The organism is Pseudomonas sp. FSL L8-0168, assembly GCF_037976155.1.
GTDB classification, from domain to species: domain Bacteria; phylum Pseudomonadota; class Gammaproteobacteria; order Pseudomonadales; family Pseudomonadaceae; genus Aquipseudomonas; species Aquipseudomonas paracarnis.
Genome location: NZ_CP150262.1, coordinates 1,206,653 through 1,219,835 on the forward strand (window position 1 = coordinate 1,206,653; position 13,183 = coordinate 1,219,835).

The window sequence follows — 13,183 nt, forward strand, 5'->3', positions numbered from 1 at the left end:
CCTAAGTGGCCGTTACCGCAGGAATGGATATGTACTCGGTATAACTGTATCGACTGTCAGGCCGCTATCGCAGGCAAGCCAGCTCCCACAGTTGGATTGCGGGGGTGTCTGGTAGGTAAATGTCGGCTGTCAGGCCGTCATCGCAGGCAAGCCAGCTCCCACATTGGGTTCGCCGGGGGGTCAGGTGGATAAGCGTCGGCTGGCAGAGCGTCAGGCAGCGCTGCGGATCTTGTGCAAAGCGTCTGCCACCCATTGACCAAAAGCATCCACCGGCCCTTGCAGGTTGCCGAGAAAATGCGGATAGATCAGCCACAAATCCATCACCGGCTTGAAGTCCTTGAGGGGCATCGCCGCCAACTGCTCGCGATGAGCACTGCGTTCCAGCAACGGACGTGGCACCAGGCCAAGGCCGAGGCCGTCGGCCACCAGGCCCAGTTGCAGTTCAGTGCCAAAGGTTTCCAGGTTTACCCGCAGCGCCAGGCCCTGGTCAGACAAGGTGCGCTGCAACCCCGCACGGAACCCGCAGCCGTCCGGGTTGAGGATCCAACCGCTCTGGTACACGTTCGCCAGCTTGCAAGGCTTCTTCGGCAATTGCGCCTTGGCACAGACCACCACCAACTCCATCTTGCCGATGGACTCACCGATCAAGTTGTCCGGGAAGATCTTGCCCGCGGGGAACAACGCCACCGCCGCATCCAGTTCGCCGCGTTCGATCTTGCCGACCAATTGGCTGCCCCAGCCGGTGGCAACCTGGGCACGCAAGTCGGCGTATTCGCTGCGCAGGTGCTTGAGTGCGTCCAGCAGCACCACATCGCCGATGGTCTGCGGTACGCCCAGGCGCAGCACGCCGGTGGGCGGTGCATCGGTGGCCACCAGTTCGCGCAGGGCATCCATCTCGCGCAGGATCAACCGGCATTGCTCATAGACACGGGTACCGATCAGCGTTGGCTTGAGGGGCTTGGTGTTGCGGTCGAACAGTTCCACTCCCAGAGCCTGCTCGAAGTTCTGCACGCGGCGGGTGATGGCTGGCTGGGTCAGCTGCAACGACGCGGCGGCATGGCTGATGGACTGGCAACGAATCACTTCGACAAAGGCATCGATATCGTCAATTTTCATTTGGGCCGCACATACAGATCAGTCATTAAGATGTGCGTGAAGCATAGTGGCCGCACACAGGTCTGGATAGCCCAGCCAGTGATCAATAACGTCTAACCCTATTCAAACCGGTTCTAAATTACCTCCGGCTATAAGCTAATCATTAAAAAATAGCATATTAAAAACAAACATTATGCTTAGATAAAAATACACCAACAGCCCGATGGAATGGTCATGACCCAGGCCCGACACCCCGAGAGACTCAGAGCCTTCATAGGCGCCCTGGCGGAATTGATCGACGGCAACCCGCGTGAAGGCGACCTGCTGCACCGTGGCGGCAAGTTGCTGGCGCAATTGGTCAGCCACGATGATTGGCTGCCCGACGAATTCGCCCAGCCCGACCCCGAGCGCTACCAGCAATTCTTGCTACATGCCGATTCGCGCCAGCGATTCAGCGTGGTCAGCTTTGTGTGGGGGCCAGGGCAACGCACGCCGATTCATGACCACCGGGTGTGGGGGCTGATCGGTATGTTGCGCGGCGCGGAGGTTTCCCAGGGGTTTGCCCGGGCACCGGGCGGCAGCCTGGTAGCGCAAGGCGAACCCGTGCAATTGCTGCCGGGCCAGGTCGAGGCGGTGTCGCCCAAAGTCGGCGATATCCATCAGGTCAGCAATGCCCACGGCGACCAAGTGTCCATCAGCATCCACGTATACGGCGCCAATATCGGCGCGGTGCGCCGGGCGGTGTATCAACCCGACGGCAGCGAGAAACTGTTTATCTCCGGTTATTCCAACGCCTATCTCCCGAACATCTGGGACCTGTCCAAAGAAAAGAGCCCTGCCCTATGACCACCCTATCGACCCGCAGCTTTGCGCAGATTCGCCAGGCCCTGTTGGCACGCGAAGAAGTCGCGCTGATCGACGTACGCGAAGAAGCGCCCTTTGCCGAGGCCCACCCTCTGTTCGCCGCGAATATCCCTTTGTCCAAGCTTGAACTGGAGGTGTACGCGCGCATTCCACGCCGCGATACCCAGGTCACCCTGTACGACAACGGCGAAGGGCTGGCCCAGCGCGCCGCCGAACACCTGGTTGCACTGGGCTACACCCAGGTCAGCCTGCTGGAGGATGGGCTGGACGGTTGGCGTCGGGCCGGTGGCGAGCTGTTTATCGACGTCAATGTACCCAGCAAGGCGTTTGGCGAGCTGGTGGAGAACCAGCGTCACACGCCGTCCCTGGCCGCCGAAGAGGTCCAGGCCCTGCTCGACAGCCAGGCCGATGTGGTGGTGCTCGATGCGCGCCGTTTCGACGAATACCAGACCATGAGCATCCCCACCGGCATCAGTGTGCCGGGGGCCGAGTTGGTGTTGCGCGCCCGTGAGCTGGCGCCCGATCCAGCCACGCGCATCATCGTCAATTGCGCCGGGCGCACCCGCAGCATTATCGGCACCCAGTCGTTGATCAACGCCGGCCTCCCCAACCCGGTGGCAGCCCTGCGCAACGGCACCATCGGCTGGACCTTGGCCGGGCAGACCCTCGCCCATGGCCAGGCGCGCCGCTTTGCGCCGACCTCGGAAAACCATCGCCAGCTCGCCGCCCAAAAGGCACGTGGTGTTGCCGATAAAGCCGGGGTCAAGCGTGCGACGCTCAATGACCTGCACCGCTGGCAACAGGACGCGACCCGCACCACCTACCTGTTCGATGTGCGCACCGTAGAAGAATTCGAAGCCGGCCACCTGCCGGGCGCCCGTGCCACCCCGGGCGGGCAACTGGTGCAGGAAACCGACCACGTTGCCAGTGTGCGCGGTGCGCGCCTGGTCCTGGTGGACGACGACGGTGTGCGCGCCAATATGTCCGCGTCGTGGCTGGCCCAGTTGGGCTGGCAGGTGTACGTATTGGATGACCTGCAAGCGGAGCACTTCAGCGAGCGCGGCGCATGGGTCGCGCCAGTACCGCCGCCGCCCCAGGCCGAACTGATCAGCCCCCATACCCTTGCCGACTGGCTCGGCCATGGCGACACGCAGGTGCTGGACTTCACGGCCAGCGCCAACTACGTGAAACGTCATATCCCCGGCGCCTGGTGGGTGCTGCGCGCGCAACTGCCCGAGGCCCTGAGCAAGGTACCGAGCGCCCAGCGCTATGTGTTGACCTGCGGCAGCAGCCAACTGGCGCGCCTGGCCGTGCCGGAAGTCGAGGCCCTCACCGGCAAGCCGGTCTTTTTGCTGCAGGACGGCACGGCCGGCTGGATCCAAGCGCAACTGCCCCTTGAGTCAGGCGAAAGCCACCTGGCGTCCCCGCGTATCGACCGCTACCGCCGCCCTTACGAAGGCACCGACAACCCTCGGGAAGCCATGCAGGCTTACCTGGATTGGGAGTTCGGCCTCGTGGAACAACTGGCCCGCGACGGCACCCATGGCTTCTACGTGATCTGATTCACCGCTGCACCGTTTCGCCCAACCGACCCCTTCTCCAGGCGGAGGTACTTTCCTTTACCTAACGCCTGGAGTTTTTCCCATGCTGTACGCCATTCCATTCAAACGCCTGTTGCTGGGCGCTGCCCTCGCCCTCGGCCTGCTTTCCACCGTCCAGGCTGGCGACCTGCAACCGCTGCGCGTGGCCAACCAGAAATCCACGATCAAGGCGCTGCTGGAAGCCTCGGGCGAAAGCCAGAACGTGCCCTACGAGATCAAATGGTCGGAATTCCCCTCGGCCTCGCCCCTGGGCGAAGCGCTGAACGCCGGCGCTGTGGATGTCGGCGCCCTGGGCGATGCCCCTTATGTGTTCGCCCTCGGCGCCGGTGCCTCGATCAAGGTGATCAGCATCATCCATGCCGAAGGCCGTAACACCACGGCGCTGCTGGTGCCCAAGGATTCACCGATCAAGACCGCGGCCGACCTCAAGGGCAAGAAGATCGTCACCGGGCGCGGCTCCATCGGGCACTACCTGGCGATCAAGGCCCTGAACGATGCGGGGCTGACCACCCAGGATGTGCAGTTCATCTTCCTGCTGCCCGCCGAGTCCCGGTTGGTACTCGACAACGGCACCGCCGATGCCTGGGCGACGTGGGACCCTTACACCACCGTGGTCACCTCACAGAGCAATGCTCGCGTGCTGGTGAGCGGCAAGCACCTGCTGAGCAATCATCTGTACTTCGCCGCTACCGGCCAGGCCATTGCCGACAAACGTGTGCAACTGGACGACTTTGTCGCCCGCATTGATCGCGCCTACGCCTGGGCCAATACCCATCCCGAGCAATACGCCGCTGCCCAAGCCAAGATCACTGGCCTGCCACTGGCCGTGCATATCGAAGTGGCCAAGGACACCCATCTTTCCCCGGTCACGATTGACGATACGGTGATCCATGGCCTGCAAGCCACCGCCGACACCTATGTAAAAGAAGGCCTGCTGAGCAAACACATCGACGTCTCCCAGGGCTTCGATTCCAGCTTCAACGCCAAGCGTATCCCCCTCGAACAAGCCTCGCGCTAAGGAGCAGAACATGAGCAAGCCGCGTCAATTGAAACTCGGTGCCATGGTGCACGGTGTCGGCCACGGTTGGGGCGAATGGCGCCACCCGCAGGCACAACCCGACGCCAGCACCAATTTCGGCTTCTACAAGCAGCAGACCGCACTGGCCGAAGCCGCCCGGTTCGACTTCGTGTTCATCGCCGACAGCCTGCATATCCACCCCAAGTCCAGCCCCCATTACCTCAACCGTTTCGAGCCGCTGACGATCCTCTCGGCCTTGGCCGCGCTGACCACTCACATCGGCCTGGTCGCCACCGTGACCGTCAGTTACACCGAGCCTTACCAGGTAGCACGCCAGTTCGCCTCCCTGGACCACATCAGCGGCGGCCGCGCTGGCTGGAACGTAGTCACCTCGTGGCTGAGCGGCACCGCCGATAATTTCGGCAAGGCCGAACACCCGCCCCACGCCGTGCGTTACCGCATCGCCAAGGAGCATTTGAATGTGGTCAAGGGCCTATGGGATTCCTGGGAGGACGATGCCTTTGCCTATAACAAACACAGCGGCGAATTCTTCACCCCAGGCAAGTTGCATGCGCTTAACCACAAGGGCGAGTTCTTCTCGGTCAAAGGCCCGCTGAACATCGCGCGTTCGCGCCAGGGCCAACCGGTGATTTTCCAGGCGGGCACTTCGCAGGATGGGCGTAACTTTGCCGCTGAAAACGCCGATGCGATTTTCGTGCATGTGGAAACTATCGATGAGGCCAAGGCCTACAGCGCCGACTTGAAACGCCGCGCCAAGGGCTTTGGCCGCGACCCGGACAGCCTGTCGATCCTGCCGGGCATCCGCCCGATTGTCGGGCGCGATGCCGCCGAAGTGGAAAGCCGCTACCAGCAAGCCGTGGCGCTGGTCACTGTGGAGGACGCCATCGTCGCCCTCGGCCGACCGTTCAACGACCATGATTTCAGCCAGTACCCGCTGGATGCGCCCTTTCCCGAACTGGGCGACCTGGGCGCCAACAGCCAGAAAGGTGGCTCCGAGCGTATCAAGCAACTGGCCCGTGACGAAGGCCTGACCCTGCGCGAAGTAGCCCTGCGTTTCTCACGGCCCCTGCGCGACTTTGTCGGCACCCCGCAACAGGTCGCGGATGCGATCCAAACCTGGTTCGAGAGCGGTGCCAGCGATGGTTTCATTATCAATTCGGTACTGCCGGATGGCTTGCAGTATTTCACTGAGTGGGTGGTGCCGGTGCTTCAACAGCGGGGGTTGTTTCGTACCGAGTACAGCGGCCGAACATTGCGCGACAACCTCGGCCTGGAAGTGCCAGCGAACCGCTACAGCGTGATCGAACCCCACGAGAAAGCGCTGGCCTGAACACATTCCACTGTGAGAGCGGGCTTGCCCGCGAAAGCGGTGTGTCAGTCACTGAATCTTCAACTGGACCACCGCTATCGCAGGCAAGCCAGCTCCCACATTGGTCATGTATTGCCCACAAAATCAGCGCCCGGCACAGATCCCCTGTGGGAGCGGGCTTGCCCGCGAAGGCGGTGTGTCAGTCACTGAATATTCAACTGAGCCACCGCTTTCGCAGGCAAGCCAGCTCCCACACTAGTCATGTATTGCCCACAAAAAATCAGCGCCTGGCACAGATCCCCTGTGGGAGCGGGCTTGCCCGCGAAGGCGGTGTGTCAGTCACTGAATATTCAACTGAGCCACCGCTATCGCAGGCAAGCCAGCTCCCACACTAGTCATGCATTGCCCACAAAAAATCAGCGCCCGGCACAGATCCCCTGTGGAAGCGGGCTTGCCCGCGAAGGCGGTGTGTCAGTCACTGAATATTCAACTGAGCCACCGCTATCGCAGGCAAGCCAGCTCCCACACTAGTCATGCATTGCCCACAAAAAATCAGCGCCCGGCACAGATCCCCTGTGGGAGCGGGCTTGCCCGCGAAGGCGGTGTGTCAGTCACTGAATATTCAACTGAGCCACCGCTTTCGCAGGCAAGCCAGCTCCCACACTAGTCATGCATTGCCCACAAAATCAGCGCCTGGCACAGATCCCCTGTGGAAGCGGGCTTGCCCGCGAAGGCGGTGTGTCAGTCACTGAATATTCAACTGAGCCACCGCTATCGCAGGCAGGCCAGCTCCCACAGGTTTTGGGGAGGTGGCTGGAGAAGCTCATTTGATGCGGTAGTGGAAGGTGTTGCGCACTGCCGGTACGGCAACAGCCTTGCCATCGACGATTCTCGGCTGGTAGCGAAAAGTATTGGCCGCCGCCAATGAGGGCCGAATGAACAACGGGTGACAGCCGTCCAGCACCTTGGGGTTTTCCACGTGGCCCTGGGTGTTGACGGTGTACTCCACCGAACAGTCGCCTTCGATGTTCTTGTCTAAGGCGCGTTCGGGGTAGTCGGGGGCGGCCTTGCTCAAGGGTTGGTACTGGCGGCTGTCGAATGCAGGGGTAGGCACAGGCACGGCGGCTCGGGCTTTTTCCGAAGCGGCACGCGCCTGACTCAGACGCTGCTGTTCCAACGCCTGATTGCGCTGCTCGGTCGCCATGCGCTGCTGTTGTTGCTCGAGTTTCTTTTCTTCCACCCGCTTGCGCGCCAGCGCGGCTTTCTCGAGCTTTTGCGCCTGGGCCTGCGGATCGACCGTCGGTTTGGTTGGTACCGGGATGGCAACAGGTTCTGGCAGTGCGGCAGCGACGGGTTCAGGTGTCGGAGCAGGCGCCGGCGCGGGTAAAACCACCCACTGCGTGTGCATCACCCGTGGCGCTGGCACCCCCGGTCGCTCCGTTGACCAGCCCAGCATCAACGCCACTGCCACCGCACCATGCAGCGCCACGGCCAGGCTCGCTGCCAGGCTTTTACGCCAGAAACCATCGCTGTCAGGCGCCAAGGCCAGTGCCGGACTGTGCATGATCATCACCGTCATTGTGGGGCCTCTGTCACCAGCCCAAGATTGCTGATGCCGCCCTTCTGCAGCACCGCCATGGCCGCCACCACACGGCCATAACCGGCATTGTCATCAGCGCGGATATACACCTGGGTATCGCTGCGCGCCGCCACCACCTGCATGACCTTGGCGCTCATTTCTTCCAGGGTCACCGCGCTGTCGGTCTGCTGGCGGGTCTCCAGTTCGCCCCCCAGGTTCCAGTAGTAGCCACCGTCCGCCTTCACCGATAACGTCAGGATCTGCTGGCGCGTATCGGTGGCCAGTGCCTCGGCGGCGACCTTGGGCAGTTCGATCTTCACGCCCTGGGTGAGCATGGGCGCGGTGACCATGAAAATCACCAGCAGCACCAGCATCACGTCGATGTAGGGCACCACATTCATCTCGGCCTTGGGCCCGTGCTTGCGTTGCGGCCTGATCAACATCGCTTTGCTCCTTGTTCAGGCGGCCACGGCCAGGTTGTTCGAGGTACCGCGCAGTGTGCGGTGCAGGTGCACTTGCAGCTCATTGCCAAAAGCGTAGTAGCGCGTGAGCAAGGTCTGGCTGCGTGCCGCAAAGCGGTTATAGGCGACCACTGCCGGAATCGCCGCAAACAGGCCAATGGCCGTGGCAATCAAGGCTTCTGCAATACCCGGTGCCACGGTCGATAGGGTGGCCTGTTGCACCTGGGACAAGCCGAGGAACGAATTCATGATGCCCCACACGGTCCCGAACAGGCCGATGTAGGGGCTGACTGACCCCACCGTGGCCAGAAACTGCAAGCCCTTTTCCAGCTCCAGCTCCTGCTCGGTGATCGCTACCTGCAAGGCGCGCTCCACACCCTCGAGCACTGCCGGATCGTGGTGGTGCAAGTGCTGGTATTCCTGCATGCCGGCAATAAAGATCGGCGCCACACCGCCCTCGCCCGCCTGCACGGTTTCGCGATACAAGGGTTGCAGGTCCGACGCCACGCGAAAGCGCGCCAGGAAGCCGTCAAGCTGGCGTTCCAGACCACGCAGCACACTGCTGCGCTGAATGATCAGGTACCAGCTGAGCAAGGACGCCAGCAGCAAAGTGACCATCACAGCCTTGACCAACAGGCTGGCGTCGCTGATCAAGCTCCAGATCGTCATATGTTCCATCGTCGCGTGCATGGTGAAGCTCCTATTCGATTAAAAACGGATGACTGCATGATGACAGCTCAGGGTAATTTCAACGCACGGCTCACCTCGGCCCAGGGCACGAACTTGAAGTTCTGGGCTTGCTCGGGCATGCGCTTGCGCCCGTCCTGCACCACCAGCATGCCCTGGCTCCATGGCCCGCCGAGGTTGACGGCAGTGACCTCCAGGCCATCGGTTTCCGAGGCGCCATCAATGCCGGCGGCCGCATTGAGGCCAACGCGCAAGGCGCCGCGCACAGCGAATGGCGGCTCGGCGTCCAGCACCAGGTAGCTGTCATTGCCTTGGCTGGAGATCACCAGGTAATCCCGTGCGGGGCTTTGATACAGCGCCAGGCCTTCGACATCCGCGTGCAGTTGCGCGCCGACATTGATCACCGAAGTGAGCATGGCCGGTTGGTCGGCACGGGCATCCATCGCCCACACGCCGACATCTTCCTCACCGATAAACAAGCGTTGGCGCTGGTCATCGGCCACACAGCCCTCGGGTTGGCTGTCGACCTTGAACTGACGCACCAACTCGCCCTGCACACGGCCAGCCGGTGCACTCAGGCGGTATTGCAGGAAGGTGCCATCCTTGTCATTGGCAAATGCGTAGAGTTCACCGCTGGCGGGCTGGTACAGGCAGATGCCGTAGATGTCCTTGAGTGGCGTGGAGACCTCACCGGCTTCACGCAGCTCGCCGCTCTGACGGTCGATGCTGAACAGGCTCAGGCTGTTGCGGTCGCGGTTACTCGCCACGGCCAGGTCGACGGTGTGCGTACCCAGTTTGAAGCCTGGGCGTAGGTCGACATTGTTCAGGCGCCCCACTGCCAGTTCCTGCAGCAGCTTGCCGTCGAGATCGTAGGCCAGCAGGCCCTGTTTCTTGTTGGTCCCCAGCACACGGCTTTTGGCCGGTGTTTCCGGGTGAATCCAGATGGCCGGGTCATCCGCCGCGTCGCCCTGGCGACCCACGGGTTCGGTCTGGCGCAGTGCAGCGACTTGGGCAAGTATCGGCGCAACCGGCACCGGCGTGGCTTGCCAGTCGAGACGGCCCTGATAGAGCTGGCCGCTGTTGTCGTCCCGCACCAGCACCTGCCGGCCCTGTATTACCAACTGCTCCGGTTCCTTGAGGCCCGGCAAGGCCAGGCTGGGTTGCTCAACCCAACGTTCCCCGACTTGCTGGAACAGGTGCAATTGCGCGGTTTTCGGGTCCAGCGCGAGCATCCCGCCCGGCACCAGCGCCATGACGCCGGCTTCGCGCTGGGGATCGTCGAACAGCGCCACGGGCGTGCGCTTCACCTCGGCTTCCGGGTGCGCCGGGTAGGCCCACCAGCCGACGTTTTGCTCATTCACCACCAATCGCTCGGTCGCATCGTCCACTTGGCAGTATTGCGCCGATGGAGGCAGTGGCAGGCTGCGAACACGCTGCGCCTGGGCCAACAGGGTCGCACCATTGCCCACCAGCCACTGTTCGCCCTTGCCCTCTTCACCGACCAGAAACACAAACAGGTTGGCCGCCGCATCGCGATAGAGGCACAGGCTGTTTACCGCAAAGTCGCGGGGCGGCAGGTACAGCGGCGTACCCCAGGTTTTGCCGGCGCCATCGAGGCCGATCAGCAAGGCCTGCTGGCGGTCGTTGTCGAGGCTGGCGATCAGCGATTGAGTGCCGCCAGTGCGTATGTCGAGGCTGCTGAAACGGCCTTTGAAGCGGGCCAGTTCGACGCCGTTATCGTCGAGCAGCAGCAGGCCGTCGCGGGCACTGGCCGCTACGCGCTGGGTGCCGCCGGGCAGGAAGGCAACGGCTTGGGCGTTCAGGCTCGGTGCCCACGGGGTCAACGGTAGGTCAGTGGCGAACGCATTGGCGCTGCTAACCAGTACGACCAGCAGGCACAGCTTGGAAATTCTCATGAACAGACAAATCCTTCAGGATGCACGCGTTATCGTTAGAAATGGGTGAATGTCAGGCCCAGCTTGTAGGTGGGGCCGTACTCTTCGTACTGGCCGTTGTAGCTGCGGTGGCCGGTGTAGACGAAGTACGACTCATCGGTGAGGTTCTGTGCCTCGAAGCTGACCTGCAGGTTCTTGGTCAGCGAGTAGCGCGCGCTGAAATCAACGAAGGTTTGCGCGTCGACGTGCAGGTCATGGGCCTTGTCGTTGATCGACGCCAACTCGTACAGGTAGGCCGATTTGTAATTGGCCGAGAGACGCAGGCTGAGGGTGTCGTCTTCCCAACCGAGCATCAGGTTGCCGACCGTGTCCGATTGGTTGGGCAGGCTGATGTTGCGCTTGCGATTGCGCCCGCTGGCACTGTCGAAGCCCTCGATGTCCGCGCTGGAACGGCTGAAGGTGCTGTTGGCGCCGATCATCAAGCCGTTCCACGGCGCAGGCAGCCAGTCGAACTTCTGTGAGTAGGCCAACTCCAGGCCATAGAGTTTGGCGCTGTCGCCGTTGGCAAAGGTGTGCGCCTCGGCGAAGTTGGCCCAGGCCCCGGTACCGGCGACATCGGTGTTGTAGACGAAGTTCTGGATGTCTTTGTAGAACACGAATGCCGACACGGTACCGGCACGGCCCATGAAATGTTCGATGCCCAGGTCCAGGTTGCTCGACTCCAGAGGCTTGAGGTCCGGGTTGCCGAAGGTGGCTTCGTCATCGTCGATCACAAAACCTGGGGCCAGTTGGCCAAAGGTCGGACGCACCACCGATTTGGTCCAGGCGGCGCGCACTTGGGTGTTCTTGTCAATCTGGTAGCGCGCATGCAAGCCCGGCAGCCAATGGTGATAACGGCGCTTGGTCTCGGTGGCGCTGAACTGGCCGTCCGTGGCGCCGGTGCCCTTGGCTTCGAATTCAGTGCCCTCGTAACGCATGCCGGCAATGAAGCGCCAGTCGTCAATATCGACGGTGTTCATCAGGTAGCCGGCGTTGATGTCTTCGCGGATGGTGAAGTCGTTGACCGTGGATTCGGTGGGGTCATAGAAGTCATCGCGATTGAGGCCGCCGATCAACTGGCGGATATTGCTCGCGCTGATGCCTGGGCCAAAGCGGCCGAGACGGTAGTCGACGCTGCCCTTCTGGAACTGCGTGAGGTTGAGTTGTTCATCGCTCAAGCCCTGTTCATCCAGGTCCTTGTAGACCCAGGCCTCCAGGTCATTGTCCTTGTGGCGTCGGCTCACCTTGCCGCCGAACTTGAACTGGGATGCGTAACCGCGCAGGTCGTAGTCGCGCGCCAGGTCCAGGCGCAGGTTTTTCTCGGTGTCCTGGGTGTGCTGCTTTTCCCAGTCGACTTTGTCGAGGCTGAAATTGGCAGGGTCGTAGAAACCGCTACCAACGATGGGCCGCGGCTTGGCCTTGTCGTAAAAGCCGCTGTGGGCAAAATCACCGCCATCGAAGGTCGCACCGGCAATATGCCCCGGGCTGTCTTCGCTGGAACGGCTGTAACCGGCCTGGCCGCTCAAGGTCCACAGGCCGAGCAGGCGTTCACCGCCCAATACGTAGGACTGGATTTGCTGGGTTTCCTCGCGGTTCTTGAGCTTGCGTTTGCCCTCGGCTTCGCCCAATTCACCGGGCGCTTGCGGGTCAGCGAACTCGAGGCTGGCGGCGTTGCGGGTTTCGGTGTCCTTGTAGCGGCTGTAGAGGGTGCGCAGGTAGTAGCTGCTCAGGTCATCGGGCTTGTAATCGAAGTTAAGGCCACCACCGGCGCGTTCACGGCTGATGTCGTAGTCGCGCTGCTCGAATTCGTTGAGCCGGGCGCCGTTGGTGAAGTCCCAGGCGCCGCCAGTTTCGACGTTGTCCGAGCCGAAATCACGCTTCTGCCAACTGAGCGCCGCGGCCACGCCAAAGTTGTCGATACCGTCGCCGAGGCTGAACCGGTTACTGGCGGCGCCAGAGAATTTCGGGCTGGTCTGGTGCGTGTTCTTGTCATAACTGGCCTCGGTGCTGCCGGTGTAGAACAGGCCCTTGTGGTCGAACGCCGAGAGGCTCTTCACATCGACAGTGCCGCCGAGGGAGTTGGCGTCCATGTCCGGTGTGAGCGTCTTGATCACCGACAGCGACTGCACCAATTCCGAGGGCAGAACATCGAGGGCCACGGCGCGGCGTTCGCTCTCGGGGGATGGCACCAGGGTGCCGTTGATGGTCACGCTGTTGAGGTCCGGGCCCAGGCCGCGCACGCTGACAAAGCGGCCTTCGCCCTGGTCACGTTCAACGCTGATGCCCGGCAAGCGCTGCACCGCCTCGGCAACATTCTCATCCGGCAACTGGGCGACGCCGTCGGCATGCACCACGCTCTTGATACTGTCGGAAGAGCGCTGCTCCTTGAGGGCGCTGTCGATCGCAGCGGCTTGGCCGACCACATCGACATGCTCGGTGGCCGCTTCGGCGGCGTTGAGCCGCTCGCAGGCTATCGCCAGAGCCAAGGCGGTAAGCGTAAAGCTGACGAGCCCGGTGCGCTTGTACATGAAACCCTCCCCAAGAATCCGTTGGCGCCAGGCAAAGGGCCTGGCAACTGGGAGGGCAAGCTAGGGATGAGGCGTGACGGTTCTGT

The 13,183-nt window shown here is 62.2% G+C and carries 10 protein-coding genes; 4 read left to right on the plus strand and 6 right to left on the minus strand.

Features of this window, described 5'->3' with window-relative positions:
* Nucleotides 1-210: 210 nt before the first annotated feature.
* A complete protein-coding gene (locus MHH62_RS05000) occupies nt 211-1,116 on the minus strand; it encodes a LysR family transcriptional regulator (protein WP_020302883.1) in 906 nt (301 codons plus the stop codon).
* Between the two features lie 213 nt (nt 1,117-1,329).
* On the opposite strand from MHH62_RS05000, the gene MHH62_RS05005 reads away from it, so the two are divergent.
* From MHH62_RS05005 to MHH62_RS05020, 4 genes are all read left to right on the plus strand, one after another.
* A complete protein-coding gene (locus MHH62_RS05005) occupies nt 1,330-1,941 on the plus strand; it encodes a cysteine dioxygenase (RefSeq protein ID WP_032901907.1) in 612 nt (203 codons plus the stop codon).
* Nucleotides 1,938-3,521, plus strand: coding sequence for a rhodanese-related sulfurtransferase (locus MHH62_RS05010; protein WP_020302881.1), 1,584 nt, complete (start codon nt 1,938-1,940; stop codon nt 3,519-3,521). Before MHH62_RS05005 ends, MHH62_RS05010 begins: the two co-directional genes overlap by 4 nt.
* Nucleotides 3,522-3,603: 82 nt before the next feature.
* Complete coding sequence (locus MHH62_RS05015) at nt 3,604-4,578, plus strand: ABC transporter substrate-binding protein (protein ID WP_020302880.1); 975 nt, start codon at nt 3,604-3,606, stop codon at nt 4,576-4,578.
* 10 nt (nt 4,579-4,588) lie between these two features.
* Nucleotides 4,589-5,929, plus strand: a complete 1,341-nt coding sequence (locus MHH62_RS05020; protein WP_060767288.1) for an LLM class flavin-dependent oxidoreductase — start codon at nt 4,589-4,591, stop codon at nt 5,927-5,929.
* Nucleotides 5,930-6,731: 802 nt separating this feature from the next.
* On the opposite strand, the gene MHH62_RS05025 is transcribed toward MHH62_RS05020, so the two are convergent.
* Genes MHH62_RS05025 through MHH62_RS05045 form a run of 5 tightly spaced genes read right to left on the minus strand, consistent with a single transcriptional unit; the run spans nt 6,732 to nt 13,097 of the window.
* Nucleotides 6,732-7,487 carry an energy transducer TonB gene (locus MHH62_RS05025; RefSeq protein ID WP_020302090.1) on the minus strand — a complete coding sequence of 252 codons (756 nt, stop codon included), beginning with the start codon at nt 7,485-7,487 and terminating at the stop codon, nt 6,732-6,734.
* Nucleotides 7,484-7,930 (minus strand): protein TolR, encoded by a 447-nt coding sequence (gene tolR, locus MHH62_RS05030; RefSeq protein ID WP_020302089.1) that lies wholly within the window; start codon nt 7,928-7,930, stop codon nt 7,484-7,486. The genes MHH62_RS05025 and tolR overlap by 4 nt, the downstream gene beginning before the upstream one ends.
* 15 nt (nt 7,931-7,945) lie before the next feature.
* Nucleotides 7,946-8,638: a protein TolQ gene (tolQ, locus tag MHH62_RS05035; protein WP_014718164.1), complete on the minus strand. Its 693-nt coding sequence runs from the start codon at nt 8,636-8,638 to the stop codon at nt 7,946-7,948.
* A gap of 47 nt (nt 8,639-8,685) precedes the next feature.
* Entirely contained in the window at nt 8,686-10,551 is a 1,866-nt protein-coding gene (locus MHH62_RS05040) for a phytase (protein WP_336827528.1), read from the minus strand.
* 35 nt (nt 10,552-10,586) lie between these two features.
* On the minus strand, nt 10,587-13,097 hold the full coding sequence (locus MHH62_RS05045) for a TonB-dependent receptor (protein ID WP_038449890.1): 2,511 nt from the start codon (nt 13,095-13,097) through the stop codon (nt 10,587-10,589).
* Nucleotides 13,098-13,183 lie beyond the last annotated feature (86 nt).

What these genes read in the sequence shown, in the direction of transcription:
- MHH62_RS05000 (WP_020302883.1), bottom strand. Translation starts at nt 1,116, where the DNA reads ATGAAAATTGACGATATCGATGCCTTTGTCGAAGTGATTCGTTGCCAG.
- MHH62_RS05005 (WP_032901907.1), top strand. Translation starts at nt 1,330, where the DNA reads ATGACCCAGGCCCGACACCCCGAGAGACTCAGAGCCTTCATAGGCGCC.
- MHH62_RS05010 (WP_020302881.1), top strand. Translation starts at nt 1,938, where the DNA reads ATGACCACCCTATCGACCCGCAGCTTTGCGCAGATTCGCCAGGCCCTG.
- MHH62_RS05015 (WP_020302880.1), top strand. Translation starts at nt 3,604, where the DNA reads ATGCTGTACGCCATTCCATTCAAACGCCTGTTGCTGGGCGCTGCCCTC.
- MHH62_RS05020 (WP_060767288.1), top strand. Translation starts at nt 4,589, where the DNA reads ATGAGCAAGCCGCGTCAATTGAAACTCGGTGCCATGGTGCACGGTGTC.
- MHH62_RS05025 (WP_020302090.1), bottom strand. Translation starts at nt 7,487, where the DNA reads ATGACGGTGATGATCATGCACAGTCCGGCACTGGCCTTGGCGCCTGAC.
- tolR (WP_020302089.1), bottom strand. Translation starts at nt 7,930, where the DNA reads ATGTTGATCAGGCCGCAACGCAAGCACGGGCCCAAGGCCGAGATGAAT.
- tolQ (WP_014718164.1), bottom strand. Translation starts at nt 8,638, where the DNA reads ATGCACGCGACGATGGAACATATGACGATCTGGAGCTTGATCAGCGAC.
- MHH62_RS05040 (WP_336827528.1), bottom strand. Translation starts at nt 10,551, where the DNA reads ATGAGAATTTCCAAGCTGTGCCTGCTGGTCGTACTGGTTAGCAGCGCC.
- MHH62_RS05045 (WP_038449890.1), bottom strand. Translation starts at nt 13,097, where the DNA reads ATGTACAAGCGCACCGGGCTCGTCAGCTTTACGCTTACCGCCTTGGCT.